This is a genomic window from Rhodopirellula sp. SH410, from assembly GCF_055811895.1.
On the sequence record NZ_CM147949.1, the window covers coordinates 1,564,739 to 1,584,339 of the forward strand.

Annotated in this window: 17 protein-coding genes; 12 read left to right on the forward strand and 5 right to left on the reverse strand. The window is 58.2% G+C overall.

Annotated features, from left to right (window positions below; all coding sequences use genetic code 11):
* Nucleotides 1-79: 79 nt before the first annotated feature.
* On the reverse strand, nucleotides 80-727 hold the full coding sequence (locus SH410x_RS05875; RefSeq protein ID WP_473675483.1) for a hypothetical protein: 648 nt from the start codon (nucleotides 725-727) through the stop codon (nucleotides 80-82).
* A 343-nt stretch (nucleotides 728-1,070) separates the two neighbouring features.
* On the opposite strand from SH410x_RS05875, the gene SH410x_RS05880 reads away from it, so the two are divergent.
* Entirely contained in the window at nucleotides 1,071-3,449 is a 2,379-nt protein-coding gene (locus tag SH410x_RS05880) for a phosphoketolase family protein (RefSeq protein ID WP_473675485.1), read from the forward strand.
* A gap of 197 nt (nucleotides 3,450-3,646) precedes the next feature.
* On the forward strand, nucleotides 3,647-4,060 hold the full coding sequence (locus SH410x_RS05885; RefSeq protein WP_473675487.1) for a hypothetical protein: 414 nt from the start codon (nucleotides 3,647-3,649) through the stop codon (nucleotides 4,058-4,060).
* Here SH410x_RS05885 and SH410x_RS05890 read toward each other — a convergent pair.
* The gene (locus tag SH410x_RS05890) at nucleotides 4,049-4,390 is read right to left on the reverse strand and encodes a hypothetical protein (protein ID WP_473675489.1); all 342 of its coding nucleotides are present in this window, start codon (nucleotides 4,388-4,390) and stop codon (nucleotides 4,049-4,051) included. The genes SH410x_RS05885 and SH410x_RS05890 overlap by 12 nt on opposite strands.
* A 67-nt stretch (nucleotides 4,391-4,457) precedes the next feature.
* Here SH410x_RS05890 and SH410x_RS05895 point away from each other — a divergent pair, with 67 nt between their 5' ends.
* A complete protein-coding gene (locus SH410x_RS05895; RefSeq protein WP_473675491.1) occupies nucleotides 4,458-4,931 on the forward strand; it encodes a DsrE family protein in 474 nt (157 codons plus the stop codon).
* A gap of 136 nt (nucleotides 4,932-5,067) precedes the next feature.
* Here the strand turns inward: SH410x_RS05895 and SH410x_RS05900 are convergent, their stop codons facing one another.
* Nucleotides 5,068-5,979 carry a LysR family transcriptional regulator gene (locus SH410x_RS05900; protein WP_473675493.1) on the reverse strand — a complete coding sequence of 304 codons (912 nt, stop codon included), beginning with the start codon at nucleotides 5,977-5,979 and terminating at the stop codon, nucleotides 5,068-5,070.
* 340 nt (nucleotides 5,980-6,319) lie between these two features.
* On the opposite strand from SH410x_RS05900, the gene SH410x_RS05905 reads away from it, so the two are divergent.
* The 4 genes from SH410x_RS05905 to SH410x_RS05920 all read left to right on the forward strand — a co-directional run bounded on the left by SH410x_RS05905 (nucleotide 6,320) and on the right by SH410x_RS05920 (nucleotide 13,045).
* A complete protein-coding gene (locus SH410x_RS05905) occupies nucleotides 6,320-6,913 on the forward strand; it encodes a cytochrome c oxidase subunit 3 (protein ID WP_473675495.1) in 594 nt (197 codons plus the stop codon).
* Between the two features lie 209 nt (nucleotides 6,914-7,122).
* Nucleotides 7,123-10,023, forward strand: coding sequence for a secretin N-terminal domain-containing protein (locus SH410x_RS05910; RefSeq protein ID WP_473675497.1), 2,901 nt, complete (start codon nucleotides 7,123-7,125; stop codon nucleotides 10,021-10,023).
* The gene (locus tag SH410x_RS05915; RefSeq protein ID WP_473675499.1) at nucleotides 10,020-11,711 is read left to right on the forward strand and encodes a GspE/PulE family protein; all 1,692 of its coding nucleotides are present in this window, start codon (nucleotides 10,020-10,022) and stop codon (nucleotides 11,709-11,711) included. Before SH410x_RS05910 ends, SH410x_RS05915 begins: the two co-directional genes overlap by 4 nt.
* Nucleotides 11,712-11,833: 122 nt before the next feature.
* Nucleotides 11,834-13,045 carry a type II secretion system F family protein gene (locus tag SH410x_RS05920; protein ID WP_473675501.1) on the forward strand — a complete coding sequence of 404 codons (1,212 nt, stop codon included), beginning with the start codon at nucleotides 11,834-11,836 and terminating at the stop codon, nucleotides 13,043-13,045.
* A 142-nt stretch (nucleotides 13,046-13,187) separates the two neighbouring features.
* On the opposite strand, the gene SH410x_RS05925 is transcribed toward SH410x_RS05920, so the two are convergent.
* Nucleotides 13,188-14,504 (reverse strand): glucose-6-phosphate isomerase, encoded by a 1,317-nt coding sequence (locus tag SH410x_RS05925; protein WP_473675503.1) that lies wholly within the window; start codon nucleotides 14,502-14,504, stop codon nucleotides 13,188-13,190.
* 169 nt (nucleotides 14,505-14,673) lie between these two features.
* Here SH410x_RS05925 and SH410x_RS05930 point away from each other — a divergent pair, with 169 nt between their 5' ends.
* Nucleotides 14,674-15,348, forward strand: a complete 675-nt coding sequence (locus SH410x_RS05930) for a MotA/TolQ/ExbB proton channel family protein (RefSeq protein ID WP_473675505.1) — start codon at nucleotides 14,674-14,676, stop codon at nucleotides 15,346-15,348.
* 59 nt (nucleotides 15,349-15,407) lie between these two features.
* Entirely contained in the window at nucleotides 15,408-16,232 is an 825-nt protein-coding gene (locus tag SH410x_RS05935; RefSeq protein WP_473677252.1) for a hypothetical protein, read from the forward strand.
* A gap of 61 nt (nucleotides 16,233-16,293) precedes the next feature.
* Here the strand turns inward: SH410x_RS05935 and SH410x_RS05940 are convergent, their stop codons facing one another.
* A complete protein-coding gene (locus SH410x_RS05940) occupies nucleotides 16,294-16,503 on the reverse strand; it encodes a hypothetical protein (protein WP_473675507.1) in 210 nt (69 codons plus the stop codon).
* 87 nt (nucleotides 16,504-16,590) lie between these two features.
* On the opposite strand from SH410x_RS05940, the gene SH410x_RS05945 reads away from it, so the two are divergent.
* The 3 genes from SH410x_RS05945 to SH410x_RS05955 all read left to right on the forward strand — a co-directional run bounded on the left by SH410x_RS05945 (nucleotide 16,591) and on the right by SH410x_RS05955 (nucleotide 19,572).
* On the forward strand, nucleotides 16,591-16,764 hold the full coding sequence (locus SH410x_RS05945) for a hypothetical protein (RefSeq protein WP_473675508.1): 174 nt from the start codon (nucleotides 16,591-16,593) through the stop codon (nucleotides 16,762-16,764).
* A gap of 109 nt (nucleotides 16,765-16,873) precedes the next feature.
* Nucleotides 16,874-17,605 (forward strand): 3-keto-disaccharide hydrolase, encoded by a 732-nt coding sequence (locus SH410x_RS05950; protein WP_473675510.1) that lies wholly within the window; start codon nucleotides 16,874-16,876, stop codon nucleotides 17,603-17,605.
* Nucleotides 17,606-17,661: 56 nt separating this feature from the next.
* Nucleotides 17,662-19,572, forward strand: coding sequence for a UbiD family decarboxylase (locus SH410x_RS05955; RefSeq protein ID WP_473675512.1), 1,911 nt, complete (start codon nucleotides 17,662-17,664; stop codon nucleotides 19,570-19,572).
* The last annotated feature ends 29 nt before the right edge of the window (nucleotides 19,573-19,601 follow it).

Sequence of the window (19,601 nt, forward strand, 5' to 3'; positions counted from 1 at the left end):
GGGCGGATCATAGCCACGGTCGGAATTGTCGGCGGCGGGTGCTGCCTTCACAAAATTGGACCCTCATGGTCGCACGATCCTATGTCTGTGTCTGCTCGGGCATGGGCAGGATCACCGGGTTCGACGTCGAACGGTCGTGTTCGCCGATGTCGTCAAATCGCTCTCGCAGCGTGGCATAGTCGCGACGGAACCCGTCTGCATCGCCGTAATCGCAGAACAAGCACTGCCGATGGTGACAACCTTTGCTTCGCTTGGCGTGTTTGATCGGACACCAGTACTGCTCGGTGCGGGCAGCGACTTCTCGTGCAAAGGCCAGCACTCCATTGCCATATCCGCAATAGACACAGTTTAGCTTTTCGATCACGTTCAAATAGCTCAGCACGTGCCGGTCGATCACGACGTACTCACTGCGACACACTCGGGGGATGTGGTATATCGGAAAACAAATCCGTTGATAGACACTGATAAAGAGGTCCAGCAGCGCCAGCGGAATGATCAGCGAGTAGATCACCGGCGCGGTTAACAGCATCGATATCGGAGATTCCCAAACCGTCCGCCAAACCTGGCGAGCCTTTGCTCGATGAAGTGCTTTCACTTCTGGCGAGAAGACCGCCCGCCCACGATCCAACTCGAATGTCAGTGTTGATTGGGTCTGGTGAATTTTATCACCGACTAAGGCTTCCAGCTCCCTGATATCTTCGAGCAGCTTGTCAAGTGAAGGTTTCATGGTGAGCGAACGATTGGGAGCGAGATCGATTGGGAGCGAGATCGGATGGGGCGAGATCAGATGCCAGCCTTCTTCTGTTCTCTCTATGCAGTTGCCGTGCCGCGAACGAGACGGGCTGCGTGGCGTGGCGTTTGATTGCAGCGCCCGTCCGTACTTGATTTGTCCAGCAACGCACAGTTGGTGTGCGTGCGATGACAGGCTGCCACGAAGATCACAGGGTCCGAAAACGGTCCGCATGCCAATGGACACTCAAACATCGGCGAAACGGTTTTGCGATGGGCAGTGGTACAGAGATTGCCTAAGCATCATGACGCATCCCAATCAAACCGAGAGAGACATAGCGATGAGTGAGACAGTCGAATCAACGAAGGTTGCCCCTGAGACATTGCATACGATCGACGCCTATTGGCGAGCGGCGAACTATTTGTCAGTCGGGCAGATCTATCTTTACGACAACCCGTTGCTGAAACGGCCGCTGAAGATCGACGACATCAAGCATATGCTGCTGGGGCACTGGGGAACGACGCCGGGGCAGAACTTCATCTACGCGCACTTGAATCGGATGATCAAGCAACACGACCTCGACATGATCTATGTCTCCGGTCCCGGCCACGGCGGGCCATCGGTTGTCGCAAATACATATTTAGAGGGGACTTATAGTGAGATCTACCCCCACATCAGCCAGGACGAGGCGGGGATGCGAAGGTTGTTCATCCAATTTTCGTTCCCTGGCGGCATCCCCAGCCACGCGTCGCCCGAGTGCCCCGGTTCGATTCACGAAGGCGGTGAACTCGGCTATTCGCTCAGCCACTCGTTCGGTGCCGTGTTTGACAATCCGGAATTGATCGTCGCGTGTGTTGTGGGTGATGGTGAAGCGGAGACGGGGCCTCTGGCGACGGCTTGGCACTCGAACAAATTTCTGAACCCGGCAACCGACGGCGCCGTTTTACCGATTTTGCATTTGAATGGATACAAAATTGCCAACCCTACCGTCCTAGCGCGCATCGAACATGAGGAACTCGAGCAACTGATGCGAGGCTACGGGTGGACGCCGATCTTCGTTGAGGGCGACGATCCGATGCTGATGCATGCTGCGATGGCAGAGGCGTTGGACACGGCTGTCGAGCAGATTCAGGCCATCCAACGTAACGCTCGCGAAAACGGTGACACGACTCGCCCACGCTGGCCCATGATCGTACTGAAGTCGCCCAAGGGATGGACGGGGCCGAAATTTGTGGACGGCGTGCCCATTGAGGGCACATTTCATTCACACCAGGTCCCGCTGTCCGACCCCGCCACCCGGCCGGATCATCTACGTCAGCTCGAAGAGTGGTTGCGCAGCTATCGCCCTGAGGAACTCTTCGATGAAACGGGGAGGTTGCTACCCGAAATCGCGGAACTCGCACCCCAGGGTGATCGGCGGATGGGGGCGAACCCTCACGCCAACGGCGGCCGCCTGCTGCGTGAATTGCGGGTCCCGGATTTCACGGACTACGCGGTTCCGATATCCGAACGAGGTTGCCTAGGCATCGGTGACACGCATGTCACGGGCAAGTTCATTCGCGACATCATTAAGTTGAACGACGACCACAAAAACTTTCGTGTGTTTGGCCCCGACGAAACCCTGTCCAACGGGCTCGAAGCCGTTTTCGATGTGACCGAGCGGCAATGGGATGCGAAGACGGTTGCGACTGATGAATACCTTGCACCCTCGGGCCGAGTTCTGGAAATGCTCAGCGAGCATCAATGCGAGGGCTGGTTGGAAGGTTACCTGTTGACCGGCCGCCATGGGATTTTTAACTGCTACGAAGCCTTCATTCACATCGTTGATTCGATGTTCAATCAGCATGCGAAGTGGTTGAAGGTGACCTCCCATTTGCCATGGCGCCACAAAATCGCGTCTCTGAACTACTTGCTCGCCTCCCATGTTTGGCGACAAGACCACAACGGATTCACGCACCAAGATCCTGGCTTCCTCGACCATGTCGTCAATAAGAAAGCGGAGATCGTACGCGCGTATTTGCCGCCGGACGCGAATTGCCTGCTGTCGGTGATGGACCACTGCTTGCGAAGTCGGCATTACGTCAACGTCGTCGTCGCGGGCAAGCATCCCGCACCGCAGTGGTTGACGATGGATGAGGCCGTCGAGCACTGTGCCAAGGGGATCGGTATTTGGGACTGGGCGGGCAATGACTGCGGTGGCGATCCAGACGTCGTGATGGCGTGTTGTGGGGATGTTCCAACCTTGGAAACATTGGCCGCCGTTTCGATCCTCCGGGAGGAACTGCCGGACCTGAAAGTCCGAGTGGTCAATATCGTCGACCTGATGCGTCTACAACCGAAATCGGAGCACCCTCATGGGCTCAGTGATGACCAGTTCGACGTGCTGTTTACTCAAAATAAACATGTGATTTTCGCGTTCCATGCGTATCCGTGGCTGATCCATCGGTTGACCTATCGTCGCACCAACCACAACAACATCCATGTTCGTGGTTACAAGGAAGAGGGCACGATCACCACGCCGTTCGATATGACGGTCTTGAACGAGCTGGATCGATTTCATTTGGTGATGGACGTGATCGACCGTTTGCCACAAACCGGTGAGCAAGGCCAGCGATTGAAAGCACGACTCGAGGACAAGTTGGTTGAGCATCGCCGGTACATCAATCAGCAGGGCCGAGACATGCCCGAAATTCGCAACTGGAAATGGAATCAAGAGTGATGGACGCTCCGCGTGCGAGTCGGACCTGCTCTCGACGTACCCCGTCACCTCTCTTCACCACGCTGCGCGACGGTGAGGGGGTGAACTCGCTGAATCTTCTAGCCAGAGTGACACAACGCCACTCTGGCACAATACGTGCAATGTCCTACTGACAACGTTCATTGTTCTCACTACCCCGCTTTTAAGGAGCACTTTCGATGTCCAAGCAAACCGTATCGGTCAGCGACGAATCCATGCATCACGATCACCGCCAATGGGAGAGTGATGTTGCCATGTGGAGAGATGACATTGAGAATTGGCAACAAGGTCATCAAACGGCACTCCACGAACTGAACCGAATCGTCGAGCGATTGACCGAGCACAATGCCGCACTGGAATCACACGTCGATCAGCTTGACTCTCATGAAGCCAATACGATGCAGCACGAACATAGCGTCGCTGCTGATTGCAAAGATCAAACCGATCCCACCCCGAAATCGGTTGCTGATCACGCTGAAGAAGCGACGCGTCATCAACAACTGCGGGATGCTCATGAACGCATGAAAAAACATCATCATACGGTCATGGCCCATGTCATGATGCTCAAGGCAACACTCGATTCAGCTGTCTAGAGCATCGATTTCATCGGAGATGTCCTGCGGGCGTTCATCGCTACCTCGCAGGCCATCGAAAATCACCACTGTGCTGGCGCGGTGGTCGCAACCATCACGCCGCAGCGTTCGGTCGACCCAATGCAACAGACCCTTGCTCGGTGCTTGCCCGGTTGGTATCCGACGAGCGTCGTCCAGCGGTAATGGCCTCACGCCGAAGCGATCATGTGACGGGGGCACGCTCCCTTTTTGATCGCTTCGTCGATTGGTAGTGAGCGGCACGCGCAGTTGTCGGTCATCGACGCACAGTGCACAGCGGCGCAGTGGTCGTCGTTGAGCTGCAAATGACATTTGCCAACGACCTTGAAAATCAAACCAACCGAGTCCCACCCACCCTACCCCACTCCAGGAGCCCACCATGCGTTTTGCATCCCCATTGTTCCGAGTCAGCTTGATTTGCGCTGCGCTCATCTCAGCGTTGAACGCCCAACCCGCGGTCGCCCAAGATGGTCCAGTCGTCGATGGAAAGGGACAGAAAGTCGTCGTTCACTTGTCTCATTTCACTGACGACCTCCACCGCTGTTTCATGGCCGTGAAAGTTGCCAACCTGATGCAAGAATACGGTGCCGACGTCACGATCTTTGTCGACTTGGAGGGAGTCCGCCTCGCCGAACGGAAGCAAGAGTTGAACTTCACGTGGGGACCTGACTCCCCGCCGCTGGCCGAACTCTATGAGAAGTTCGCTGTTGGTGGTGGCACGGTTCTCGTCTGCCCGCACTGTGCCAAGTCAGCCCATATCACCGACCCGGGACTCAAACGCAACGCCCAAATCGCGACCACCCCAATGCTCGGCAAACTCTTCATCGAAGCCGACAAGGTGATTGACTATTGAGACGCGTTCGTCGAGCGAGCGGGGAGGTTCGCAACGGGGCATCATGAGGGACCGCAGCAGCTACGCAGTCCGCTCGATTTGCGAGCGGAACGACCGGCCCGTCCGCCTTGTTTGCGAATCTTAAACGCGATGGCAATCACTGACTGTTATTGCCAATGAGGTCCACCAGCACGCGGAGAGTGTCGGTGAGCTTTCGACCCTCCCGGAATGCGGCGACAACGTTCACCTTGCCCAGTTGATGAGCAAGCGAGATTGTTTTGATTTGCCGAGTAAGTTGACCGTCGGTTCGACCTGCGATGATGCCGACGCCTAGACCCGCTCGGACGCATGCGAGGGTTGCCGCACTGTTGTCGGTTTCGGCGACAATATGGAGCGGTCCCGGGATCCCCAATCGAAATAAAGCCTGATCGAGTAATTTGCGTCCGATCGTATGCGGACTGCCCACGATCATTGGTTCGGACACTAATTCCGCAAGTCCCACGTTTGAAATTCCGACCAAGCGATGGCGTGCTGGCAATGCGATTAGGTATTCCAGCGGATAAAGTGTCTCGTATTCGATTCCCGCTCTTCTGAAATCTTGGGGCGGCTCGATCATCAGAGCCAAGTCGGCCAGGGAGTCCAAAATGATTTGCTGAGCTGCGAGATTGTCCGCGGTTTTGATCCGCAATGTCGTGCCGGGACACACCTTTTGAAATTTTTTGAAGGGGGAACCCAGATCATCCATCATCATGCGCGCTCCGGTCACCAAGGTGATTTGCGGTAGCGGCCCGCCGTCTTGCTCGGCCAGACGATCGAAGGTTGACGAAACCGTCGCCAACAGGGGACGCAGCATCTCGTAGAGCATTTGCCCACTGGGGGTGGGAACGATATTGCGCCCTGATCGTTCGAAGAGTTTGCTCTGGTAGATCTTCTCGAGCGTCTTCACCTGCTCCCAGATTGTTGGACCCGCCATCCCCAACGCCTCCGACGCGCTGGCATATCCTCCGCATTCGAAAACGCGACAAAACGTTTGCATCTGCTGCACGGTCAGCGAGTCAATTTGCGGCATCAATCGGTCTAATCGGAGAAATGGTTGTGCATCATTCGGTGGTTTCGAATGGATGGCTTGCATTCTACAAGGGAACCGCGCGGTCGTGTGGGGGGGGACGCGAGTACATGGGATCGGGTGAGCGGATTTGGCGACCGTCTTTGGTGAGTTCGGTGCGAAGTCTCCGCCCCGATCACCCGCGTGCGAGTTTTTGAGCAGAAATCGGCAGCCGGTGATGATGCCGAGAGCCTTTGCATCTGTTCATATGCTGACTGGGGGCGCAAAATGAAACGGAGCCGCCGCGGCGGGGCTCATTCCTCGCCGCCCGCTCGTACTGACCTCCTGAAATCTAGAAATCTCCTTGCCAAATTCTATTGCCCGACTGCCGCCGGATCTGCGTTACCGTCAAGGCGGATGGTTGTTCTTAAGCACGCTGCTGGTCTTTTTCTTATCGAGTCTATTGCTCTATGGGATCTATGCGGAGTCGCGTCAGGGCGATCCTCAGACGGATGTGGAGTTGCCGGCGAGTTTCTTGACGAGCACGGTGTTTCTGATTGGGATCAGCGTGGTGTTGCATGTGTCGACGCGGACGGTGCGACGAAACAAGCGGTTTTTCACTGCGTTCTTGATTGCGGTTGCAGCCCTCGCGGCGGTCATTTTTATCGTGATTCAGTACCGTTCGATGTTGGACCTGCTGGCGGGACCGGCACTGGCGGGAGGCACGGGCAAAGGCGTCGCGGGGATGGTCGTGGTGCTCGCGTTTTTGCACGCCCTGCACGTTGCGGGCGGCGTTTTGGCGTTGGGCATTGTGGGCGTGCGGACGGCATTGGGACGGTATGATCGCGAACGTCATTGGCCGGTCGATTTCACCGCTCTGTATTGGCATTTCTTGGATGTGGTGTGGTTGTGCATGCTGATCACGTTCGCACTGACAACGGGCGGGATTGAGCTTTAGGGCCTCGTGCGGCCTGATTTTCGACCTCGTCGCCGCTCGAATCTGCACGCATAGCCCGCAACTTCCGCGAAACTTAACCACAGAAATGGTGTTTCAAACGAGTGCCGACCATTTTATCTAGGGAAATCTTGATCGCTGATTAAACTGGTAGCTCGCATCCCGCCCTTCTGGGCTGAACATTTCACTCTTCTCTGAAACCGCTTCGCGAAATGCTATTCACGCCCTCGTCTCGTGCTCGTCGCGTCACACCGATGTTCAAAGGTGTCTTCCTCGTTTTGGCGGTTGCTGGTAGCAACTTCCCCGCATCGGCGCAGGAAACACTGCCTGAAACGCCAACAACCGCTGGCGTGGTTCCCGCAGCAGCGGCAACTCCCGCCCCCGAGGCGCCCGCTCCTGTGGCAGCCGCCCCTGTGGCACCCGCTCCTGAGGCGTCCGCCCCCGAGACGGCTGCTCCCGTCTCTCCCACTCCCGCTACGTCCACCCCCGACGCCCTGCGATTCAATTTTGCTGGGGCGCCTTGGAGCGAGGTGCTGCGTTGGTTTGCTGAGGAAGCGGATTTGTCGCTACAAATGGATACAATGCCGGCGGGAACGGTCAATTTTACGGATCCGAACAAGCTCTATTCGGTGTCCGAAGGATTGGACTTGATCAACCGCTTGCTATTGGACCGCGGTTGGGCGGTGGTGCGACGGGGCCGGATGCTATTGCTGGTCGATTTAGAGGCCGACAATGCGGAAAAGCTCATCAGCGAGATGGCGGAGCTCGTCACCCCAGAATCATTTGACGAACGCGGTAACAGTGATATTGTGCGCTGTGTGTTTCCGCTCGGCGCGATCACGCCCGAGCAAGCACGCGAGGAGCTATCCCAGGTGATTGGCCCGTGGGGCCGCATTAATGTGCTCGCCGGTGCACGCCAGGTCATCGTGACTGAGACCGTGGGCAAGCTGCGGGTCATCGATGAGGTGCTCAATGCCGCTTCCAAGGCTCAATCGAGTGTTGTCGAGATCACGTTGGAGCATCGCTCGGCTGATGAAGTGCTGGAAATCGCTCGGCCGCTACTCGGCCTCGAGCCTGGCAGCAACGCCGGCGATGATATTCGTGTCTCGGTGTCGATGTATGGCGATCGCATTTTTGCGACCGGCAGTCAATCGAAATTGGACCTCCTCGCCAGTGTGATCGAGAAAGCAGACCGTGCGATGCCCAATTCCGGCGAAGCGAGCGATGAAAAGCTCGCGGCCCCCGAGTTGCGGACGCATCCGGTCGCGTCGGCCAATTTGCAAACCGTCTATGACGTGTTGCAAACGATGATTGCCGGCACACCGGAGGCTAGGTTGGCGATGGACGCCAATCGCGGGGCGATCATTGCCTTCGGCCGCCCTGACATGCAGGCGAAAATCCGCAGTACGATTGTTGAACTCGAGGGCAGCGGTCGCGATTTCACGATCATCGATCTGAAACGTCTCGAGCCCGCACAGGCACTTCTGACGATCAACAAGTTCTTCGGCGTCACGGAAGCGGGCGGCGGCAATGGTCCTGTCGTCGATGGCGATCCCGCGACGGGGCGATTGTGGGTGCGGGGAACCGTCGATCAAGTGGAATCGGTCAAGCGATTGATTGCCGAACTCGAAAATGATCCGTTTGCGGGCGGATTGGGCGAAAATGTGCGGATTCTGCCCTTCACGGGTTCCGCCGCCAACGACACTCTCAAACAGATTGAGACGCTATGGCCGCTGACGGGCCGCACCAACCAAATTCGCGTCATTACCCCGTCGTCATCATCCGATCGCAACGATGGGCCGAATTCCAAGGAACGGTCACTCCCCCAACAGCGATCGCCTGTAAGCGAACAGCGGGATTTGCAAGACACGAATAACTCGGCGACGACCGGATTCCAAACTCTCGTTTGGCAGAACGAAGCACCCGTTCCCTTCCAACCGGAGGCAGCACCGGAGAACGATTACGCCGGTGACGATATTGTGATTCAGATGACCCCCGCGGGACTCGTCATCGCGTCTCGCGATCAACGTGCACTCGACATGATCGAACAACTCATGACCTCGATGGGCACTGAATCAGCGAACGCGTCCGCCCTGCCGACCATTTTCTGGCTGCGATATCTCAAAGCGGACATCGCTGCGGAATTGGTCGCCGGGATCCTCGGCGGTGCCGATGCGAGCGGGTCTGCTGGATCGCTGACCGAATCGGTCATGGGCGGACTCGGTGGCGGAATGCTCGGTGGACTGCTGGGCATGGGCGGCGGCGGTGGTGGGACCGAATCCGACACTCGAACGATTCTGACGAGTCGTGGCAGTGTGAACATCGTTCCCGACAACCGGCTCAATGCACTGATTATTCAAGCACCGCCGTCGGATCTCGACTTCATCCGCATGGTGCTCAAGGAAATCGACCGCGAGGAGAGCCCGGAAACGATTCAAACGATCGCTCGGCCAGCGTTGATCCCAGTGGTCTATCAGGACGCTGCGGAGGTCGCGAAAATTGTCACAGCGGTGTTCGCCGAAAAAATTGGCGAAGACAAACAGAGCAGCGAGGGCGGTCGTGGCGGCCAGCCGAACCCGCAGGATCTCATCAAGGCGCTGCGGGGCGGGGGCGGCGGCGGCAACCAACCCAAACCCAAGAGTGAAGCCACTAAAATCATTGTCGCAGTGGATACCCGCAGCAACTCTTTGGTCGTGACCGCGATCCCTCAGGATCTCCAAGCGATTCGCGATCTCGTCGAAACACTCGACCAACAAGGGCTCGAGTCCGAAGAGAAAGTCGAAGTCGTTGCGATGGGGGGATCTGTGCGACCCGAGATCATGTTACAAGCACTGCAGTCGGTGACCGGAAAAACGCCGACGACCACGACGTCTAAGACGAGTTCAACCAGTACCACGTCATCGGCAAGTAGCTCAGGTGAGGCGCCCACGTCGAGTTCCGCAGAAGATATTCAACGGCGGATCGAATTCTTCCGCTCTCGTTTTGGTGGCGGCGGCGGCGGTGGCGGTACCGATCGCGGTGGGCGCGGCGGCGGTGGCGGCGGAACTCGTGGAGGTGGAGGTGGAGGTGGTGGTGACGGTGGCAGTACTCGAGGTGGAGGACGCGGACGATGATTATGCACGCAGCTGAGATATTACGTAGACGCGGTTTGTTGACACCGCAGCAACTCGAACAGAGCCGCAATGGCGATCCGTCGTCGATCGTCGACACAGCCGTCGCGCTCGGATACGTCTCCGCTCGCGAGGCACTGACGGCGATCGCGGACGAAGTCGGTCTCGATTTTGTCGATCTGCGCACCTGTGAAATTGATCTGACGGCGCTCGAAGGTTTCCCGCAAAAGCTGATCTATCGACACGCCCTGTTTCCAATCGGTTGGGCGGACGGCGAATTGCGTGTGGCGACGGCGGACCCCTTCGATCTATACCCGCTCGACGAAGCCTGTGCCGCCACGGGCAAGACCGTCACGCCGGTCATTGCCGAACGCGCCGAAATCAACCGTTTGGTGAAGAAACACCTCGGCGTGGGTAGCGAGACCATCGAGGGCCTCGTTGCCGCTGCGGGCGATGAAGAAATAGAGTTGCTCGAAGGGATCGAGACCGATGGTAGCGAACTGAGCGAGATGGCTCAGGAAGCCTCGGTGGTCCGCTTGGTCAATGAGATCCTGACCGAAGCGGTTGATTCGCGTGCGAGTGATATTCACATTGAGTCGCAGTCCGACGGCCTCGTCGTTCGCTACCGCATCGACGGTATCCTGCATCCGCAGCCCGTACCGCCGGAGATCAATCGTTTTCAAGCGGCGATCATCAGCCGCCTGAAAATCATGGCGAGGCTGAATATCGCCGAGAAGAGGTTGCCGCAAGACGGTCGCATCCGCTTGCGCGTCCACGGCCGTGAGGTTGACATTCGCTTGAGTGTGATCCCGATGATCCACGGCGAAGGTCTCGTCATGCGGGTGCTCGACAAGTCCTCGATGGTCTTCGACCTCAAGGGACTCGGCATGTCCGACGCGATCTACGAGCGATTCAGCAAATTGATCCGGACGCCCCACGGGATCGTGTTGGTGACCGGGCCGACCGGTAGCGGTAAAACGACGACGCTCTATAGCAGTCTGTTGGAGATCCGCAGCCCGGAAAACAAAATCATCACGACGGAAGACCCGGTCGAGTATCAACTCGACGGAATCAATCAAATCCAAGTCCACGCCAAGATTGGTTTGACGTTTGCCGCTTCATTGCGGAGTATTTTGCGGCATGACCCCGATGTTGTTCTGGTGGGGGAAATTCGAGACTTGGAAACCGCTGAGAATGCCACGCAGGCGTCTTTGACCGGGCACCTTGTATTCAGCACACTGCACACCAACGACGCTGCCGGTGCCTTCACCCGGATGGCCGACATGGGCGTTGAACCGTTCCTGGTGGCGGGAACGGTCGAAGCCGTCATGGCCCAGCGGCTGCTGCGTCGACTCTGCCCGCACTGCAAGGAATCGTATCAGCCCACCGAAGAGGAACTCCCCAAGGATTTTCCCTTTGCGGAACTCGAAGGCCGCCCGTTGTACCGCTGCGTCGGTTGCCGGGAATGCCGAAATGTGGGCTATTCAGGCCGCCTCGGTATCTACGAACTGTTGGTCTCCAGCGAAGCGATCCGGGAACTCGCTCAACAACGCGCCAGCAGTTGGGACATTCGCCGAGCCGCCGTTGCCGAGGGCATGCGAACCCTGCGGATGGATGCTTGGGACAAAACACTCGTGGGAGTGACCAGCATCGACGAAGTCCTCCGCGTCACGAAAGGCGAAGCACTCTAAAAAGGGTCGCGAGGAACGAAGGGTTCAGGGTTCAGAAAAGACTCAGGCCTCAGCATTCCTGGCCCCTGAACCCTGCTTCTTTCCTGAACCCTGAACCCTCCTTTTTCTGAACCCTCGCCTTCATGCCTTCCTTCCAGTACACCGCACGCGACCTCACCGGCAAAAGTATCACCGGTACCATCGAAGCGGGCACGTCGCGCGAAGCCTCCATGCTGTTGTCGGGCAAAAATCTCTTCCCGACCAAGATCACAGAGAAGGCGGGAGCTGGACAATCGATCTTTTCCGGGAAAAAGAAGAAGGTCAGCGGCCAGATCATGGTGACCTTCTACAGTCAGCTCGCCTCACTGCTGCGTAGTGGCGTGCCGATGATCCGGTCGTTGACATTGCTCGGTAACCAATCTTCCGCACCGGTGCTCGGTGAGGTGATGAATGAGATCAAGGGACGCGTCGAGGAAGGTGAATCGCTTGGCGAGGCCATGGCCCGCTATCCGGGCGTGTTCAGCGACATGGCCATCAACATGGTTCGAGCCGGCACCGAGGGTGGTTTTCTCGAAGACGCTCTCGATCGGGTGGCCGTGTTCACCGAACTGCAAGAGGATCTCAAGGGACGCACCGTCAGTGCGATGGCCTATCCCGTCTTTTTGTTTGTCGTCGGGACCGTCGTCGTCAGTGGCCTGCTCGTGTTCTTTGTCCCCAAGTTCGACATGCTCTTTGATCGACTGCGCAAGAAAGGTGAAATGCCCGCGGTCACCGAGTGGTTGCTCGTCTTCAGCCACGGTCTCCAGAGCTACGGCATCTTTTTGATCTTAGGATTAGTCGTCGCATTTGTGGCTGTTCGCATGCACCTGCAAACCGAGACGGGCAAAGATCGGCTGGATCGTTGGAAGCTGAAGATTCCCGTTCTGGGCGATATTCTCATGAACCTCTCGGTGGCCCGGTTTTGTCGAGTGCTCGGTACGCTGCTGGGAAATGGCGTGCCGATTCTAAAATCGCTGGATATCAGCCGTAGCGCGACCGGCAATCGCTTGCTCAGTCAATCCATTGGCGAAGCGACAGAGAACATTCGCGCCGGCGAGAGTCTCGCCAAACCGCTTGGTGATTCAGGATATTTCCCCATGGCCGTGGTGGAAATGATCCGTGTGGGTGAAGAGAGTAACTCGCTCGATACCGTGTTGCCCGAGATTGCTGACTCACTGGAAAAGCGAACCTTCCGACGGTTGGATCTGTTCGTCCGCCTACTCGAACCCATCATGCTGTTGATCATGGCTGTCATGGTCCTCGCCGTCGTGATGGCCCTCTTGATCCCAGTGCTCAAGAGCAGTACGACGCTGTAAGTTCTGTGACTGTGATTTCGGTGGCATGGGCGGCAGGCCTTTTCACGGACCAACATGCGGCAGGTGCAATCAATGACGAGGTCGGTCATTGGAATTGCACGGAGGCGGCACGGAGGTCGGTTCGCGTGGGTGGACGATGAGTTTAAGTCGCCGCGCCGAGCAAGTCGCAGCCCCGGTTAACGGACTCGAAACACTCACGGGCCAACCACGTGAACTGGAACAATTGCCCCAGTGAGTGAGTGTCGATGTGGGGCAGCATCAGATGGGTCGCAGGTTGGCCCGCAGCATGCTGGTCGGTATTGGTCTTCGCGATCATCGCCTGCATGAGTTCGGGAAATGTCGCAGCAGCGCTCGATGGTTTGTTGCGGTGCGGCGTCGGTACAACATCGGCTCCGAGCCCGCGGGCGATTTCGGGGGATTCAATCGGCAGGTGATCGGTGCGTACTGTATTAACCGCTAGATGATGGATCACGCCCTTGCCCACCGGCATGCCGCGCCCGACCGAAGACGTCTCGATGGTGCGTTCCCACCAGGATGCAAACCCATCGAGGGCTGGGTTCCAGACCCGCAGGCGACTGGACGCTGCGCCGCGAAATTGTTCCATCGCCAGCTGCACGGCCACAAACTGCAGCACGGAGTTGTCGGCGAAACTGGCCGTCAAAAAGTGCTCGTTCATGGCCGCGGCACCGACGAGGAACTGAATGCAATCGAGTCCGAGCAGTGCAGCGGGCAACAGGGTTGCCGGTGAGTAGATCCCCAACGGCCCCCCCAGTTCGGAATCGAATGAAAAGTCGCGAAGACAGCCGAGGTCATCGGCGAACCTCCGCACCAGCCCGGTTGCTGGTGAAATCGGGATGATTAATTTGGGCAGCCAGCGAGAGGCCCCCGCGCCCAGCGACGTGGCGAGTTGATCGCTCATGAGTTTCATGCCAGCGGCTGTCGCGAGCGAAGAAGGGTGACTGTCACCGTGTGCGTCGATCGCGATCACGGCGTATCGCCGCTCGGCTGCGTGGGGGCCGTTCCCACCCACCGCCAGCCGACGCAACAGTCCATCGGCGGCATCGTTATCGAAATCGGCGGCGGCGAAATACATTCGCGGCTTGCTCCCACGGTCCGAGCGTGACAGCTCGTTGTGGTAGGGTTCACAGCACGCACGCATCAATGCGGCGGGACCACGCAAAAAGTCCTGGTCCCCAACCACGGCGACCGCATCGAGATGGTCGTGCAGCCGATTGGCAACGCGGAAGACGCGGCCCAGTTCGGAGTTCTCTCGCATCGACTCGTAATCGGTGAGCAGCTTTTCGGGCAGACGAAGTCCGCCGGTCCACGTCGCGGTGGATCGTTGGAGCATGTCGTCTCGCTGCGAGGTGAGCGTTTCACTGCGTGAAGCCAACTGCTCGGGCGTGATTCCAAAGGCATCCTCAACGACACCGGTGGGAACGAAACGCAGCAGCCTCATCGGCGATCTCTCTTGCGGTGAGGGGATGGATGGTCAAGAATTGCGTGGCATAGCGCGGCATAGGGATTGCAAAAAACCATAGCTGAACTCGCTCAAAATTAGAATGACTCGCTGATTGCATGACTCCGGTGGCGTCGGCATACCCAAAAACAAACTCGATTGAGTTTTCATGCTGGAACTGATTTCTTCCTATTCAACGTTCGCGATCCTCGCCGCCGCAGCGCTCCATCTGATCGCCTTTGCGCTGCTCATTCTGTGGGCGCGGGCGGACCGGAAACGGATTGCCCAAACACTCGAGCGTTTTACCGCCGGGCTGCCCCATCGCAGTCGCATGGACTATCACGTGCATCTCTCCGACCAAATTGAGGCGTTCCTGGCCGACATCGGTGACGTGCTGGCCGAGCCTCCGCACAGCCCTGATCGAGCGAGATTGGTCGATCGTATCCGCGTTCTTGACGAGCGGCGTGATTACCTGCAATCGCTGCGATTTGAAACCGCGTGGAATGTCGTCCGGACGATGATCGAGGCCTACCCGTTGGCGGGCGTGTTGGGCACGATTCTGGCCATCGGCTCAGCACTCGCCGCCGATGACCAGGCATCGGTGAACATCATCGTCAGCCGCTTTGGCGATGCGATCTGGAGCACCTTCGCAGGTCTGGCCGCCGCCATCGTGTTGATGTTGATCAGTAGCATCGTTGAACCCGGATTCGCCCGGCTATCGGAAAACCGCCTGCACGTCCGCGAGATGGCCGGCAGGGTCAAGCGAGAGCTTTCCGTTTATGAGCGAGCGGATCGGCCTCAGGAAACGCCCGTTCCGACAGCGCAGCCGGAATCACTCGCGTGAACGACGAACATCGCCACCCCGCGAATTCATGTTCCGACGCGGCCCCGCATTCCGGTGAAGTGCGTTTGTCGACGTCGTGGCTGTCGCGACGAACGCGTTTTCAATTGACGCCGCTGATGGATCTGTTGTTGATCATCGTCTTCGCGCAGTTTCTCGACGTTCGTGAAACCTCGCAGCAGGAATCGACGTCCTTGCAGGCGCAACGCGAACAACTCACGTTCGACATCGCGCGCCAACGCAGCGAGTTGGCGGGGATTCGTGAGGCCATGCAATCGCAGCAGCAGGAACTCGAGAAACAGCGGGATCAAGCCCGCGCGGCGCGAGATCAAGCGATGCAGCGATCCGATGCACAGTTGGCGGAACTGCAAACCGCCATGGACCTGATCGGAAATTGGTTCAAGCTCGACGAAAATGCGATCACCCGGGCAGAATCCACCACCGCGTCGGTGTCACCGGACGATCCCATGGAACGCGCCGTGGCGCAAGCCCAGCGTCTTGGTCAGGGCTCGCCCGACGCGGTGATCCGGTTTTTAATCGGCCACGCCGAATTGCTCAAACGTGCAGAGATTTGGACGGTGCATGCCGACGAGAATGGCAGTATCGAGATCGCAGCGGATCCGCAGAGCCAATCGTTCCGCTTGGAAGCCAAAACGCAAGCGGCGCGGACGGACGAGGTCGCCGATCGGTTGTTTGCTGCCTACAAACAGTTCCCGCAACCCAAGGGACTGGTGATTCTGCTCGTCTCGTATGCTCCCCAGAGCGTTGCTGGTGTGTATCAACCACTCGTCGATGCCCTCCCGAAAACCCTCGAGCGGCTGCGGGCGGACACACCCGAAACGCGGTTCGAGTACACCGTCCTCGGTGCCACCCCCGACCCCTTGTGACGGCGAACGTCTTTCGCTCCCCGAAAGCAACGTCTCAGGGACGTTGGCGGATCGCGATGCGTCATTTATTCAGCGCAATCATGATCGGAATGGCAACCAAAATCAGGGTCTGGAGCGACATGATGAACCAGTACGGCCCCGGTTTCGTGCGGCGATCAACCAGCGCATTGTCGCCATTGATGCCAGCAATGGCAAACCCGCTCCAGAGCTGGAGAAAGTAGGTGATCACAGCAAGAGCCGGGAGGACATAGAGAGCGACAAACTGGGGCATCGTATCTGCGTCAATTCAAAAATGAAGTGGTGACCTGATTCCGGACGCGTCCGGGGGTTCCCATGGCCGTTGAATGAGATTGCCAGTATGAGCGAAAAAACTCTCAAAGACACCAGCAATACGCGACACCAGTTCTCCAATCAATTGAAGGCCGATGCGGCACGAAAAAACGCTCGATCGCACGTGTCCGCTGCGGCGGCGGCCGGGCAAGATCCACGACATGACCCGTGGTGGGATGGCATCGCGGCGTGGTTGAACTAGGATACGGATGCTCGCGGGTGCTCGATCGGTCCCTTGCGGGCGAGCAAGGCGGTGGTTTCCTCCCCGCCTCGCGTCATTCTCCCACCTTAAAAATTCACTGGAGTCCTTGATGGTTCGTGAAGTCTGCCTGTCCGCTGCGTTGTTGTTTCTTGTCGCGGCCCCCTGTCTCGCCGATACCCCCGATAGCTCGGCGACCTCGTCCGACGCACAGTCCATTTTCAATGGCGAGAACCTCGAAGGCTGGAGCGGCGATGAGCGACTGTGGTCGGTCCGCGACGGCGTCATCCATGGCGAAACGACAGCTGAGAACAAGGCCAAGGGCAATACCTTTCTGATCTGGCAGGGCGGGAATACCGCTGATTTCGAGCTGCAACTGTCCTTCCGCTGCAACGCGACGAACAACTCCGGAATCCAGTATCGATCCAAGCACAACACGGCCAAGGGCGCCCCGAACGAATGGTCGCTCAAGGGCTACCAGCACGAAATTCGCAACGAAGTGAATCTCCCCAACGTGTCGGGATTCATCTACGGCGAAGGCCTCAATCGCGGTCGGGTTTGTTTGGTTGGTGAGAAGGCTGTCCAAGAAGATGGTAAAAAGAAGGTTCTCGAGACACTCATCACACAGGACGAATTCAAGGAACTGTTCCGGCTCAACGAGTGGAACGATGTCCGCATCGTTGCCAAGGGCCGCCACATTCAACACTATCTCAACGGTCGTTTGATCCTCGATTTCACCGATTCGCCAGAGCAAGCGTTGCTGGACGGCGTGTTGGGCCTGCAACTGCATGCCGGTAAAGCGATGTGGGCGGAGTACAAGGACATCCGGTTCCGTTCACTGTGAGCCGCACGCCGTGACGCACGGGTGTTCCGTGACGCACGGGGTTTCCGTGACGCACCATGTATCACTGGGCACCCGGCTGCTCACGCAACTCGGATCATTCATTCAACGCTCATCCCGCAGCAGGTACCTCTCAATTGAAGCATCGCAGCACCCGAGACGTTGTCGAAGACTTGCGTCGTGACCATCGTTTGATCGAGGTCACCGACGAAGTCGACCCGCATCTGGAGTTGGCCGAGATCCAGCGGCGTGTTTACGCAAACGGCGGCCCGGGGCTGTTGTTTGCGAACGTGCGTGGTTGCCGATTTCCAATGGCATCGAACTTGTTCGGCTCGCTCGACCAAGCTCGCTATCTGTTTCGTGATACGCTCGAGGCCGTGCGGCGACTGATTGAGGTGAAACTCGATCCCGCGGCACTTCCGAAGCGGCCGCTGCGGTACGCGGGGATTCCACTGACGGCCCTGCGAATGTTGCCTCGGCGGGTTCGTCGCGGTGCCGTGATGGCAAACTCCTGCTCGCTCGACGAACTGCCGCAGCTCAAGTGCTGGCCGGATGATGGTGGTGCGTTCGTCACCCTGCCGCAGGTGCTGACGATGGATCCGAGCGATCCTGGTAACCTCATGAGTGCCAATCTCGGCATGTACCGGGTGCAGTTGTCGGGCAATCAATACGACCCTCAGTCGCAGGTGGGACTGCATTACCAGATCCACCGCGGCATCGGTGTCCATCATCGCGAGGCAATCCAACGCGGTGAGGATTTAGCGGTCACCGTGACCGTGGGCGGTTCTCCGGCGATGACCTTGGCCGCCGTGATGCCGCTGCCCGAAGGCTTGACCGAACTGACTTTCGCGGGGGCCCTCGCCGGGCGGCGGATGCGAATGATCTGCGGCAATCATGCACCCATTGCCGCCGATGCCGACTTTGCCATCGTCGGCCGGATTGATCCGACGGCGACCATGCCCGAGGGGCCATTCGGAGATCATCTCGGTTATTACTCGCTACAGCATCCCTTTCCGTTTATGAAGGTCGAGCGGGTTTGGCATCGCGACGATGCGGTCTGGCCGTTCACGGTCGTCGGTCGCCCGCCTCAGGAAGACACCACCTTTGGGCAGTTGATCCATGAGCTGACCGACCCGATCATCCCCACGGTGATCCCGGGTGTGCGGGCGGTCCACGCCGTCGATGCCGCTGGCGTGCATCCGTTGTTACTGGCCATCGGCAGCGAGCGATACATGCCGTACCTCGGCGTGCGTGAGCCGCAAGAACTGCTGACTCAGGCCAACGCGATTTTGGGCAACGGGCAATTGTCATTGGCGAAGTACTTGTGGATCACAGACGATCCTGAGCAGGCGTTAGATATCCACGACATCGCCACGTTCTTGCAGTACATCCTGAGCCGCGTGGATTGGCGGCGGGACCTGCATTTCCATACCCGCACGACGATCGACACGCTCGATTATTCGGGCACGGGGCTCAACCAGGGCTCGAAGGTCGTGATCGCGGCAACGGGGCGTCCCTGCCGCGAACTGCCGAGGGAAGTGCCGACGGGCATTTCCCTGCCCGACGGTTTTGGTCAGGTCACCGTCGTGATGCCGGGTGTGCTCGCGATCACCGCCCCCAAATTCGACGGTCCCGAGCGAGCGGTCGACCGCGAGAAACTCGCTGCGGCGTTATCGGCTCAAAAGGATGTGAACGCGTTTCCCTTGATCACGCTGTGTGACGATGCCGAGTTCGCTGCCGCGGCAGTGAAAAACTGGCTCTGGAGCACGTTCACTCGCAGTAACCCGGCGACGGACATTGGCGGCGTCGACGAGTTTATCCTCGACAAGCACTGGGGCTGTCGCGGGTCATTGTTGATTGACGCGCGAGTCAAACCGCATCATGCACCACCGCTGATCGACGATCGGCAAACGGTAGCAAAAGTCGATGCGCGAGCGACGCGCGGAGATGCCCTGGCGAAATATCTGTAGTCCCCCGTGGCAGAGGCTGGCGGTGTCCT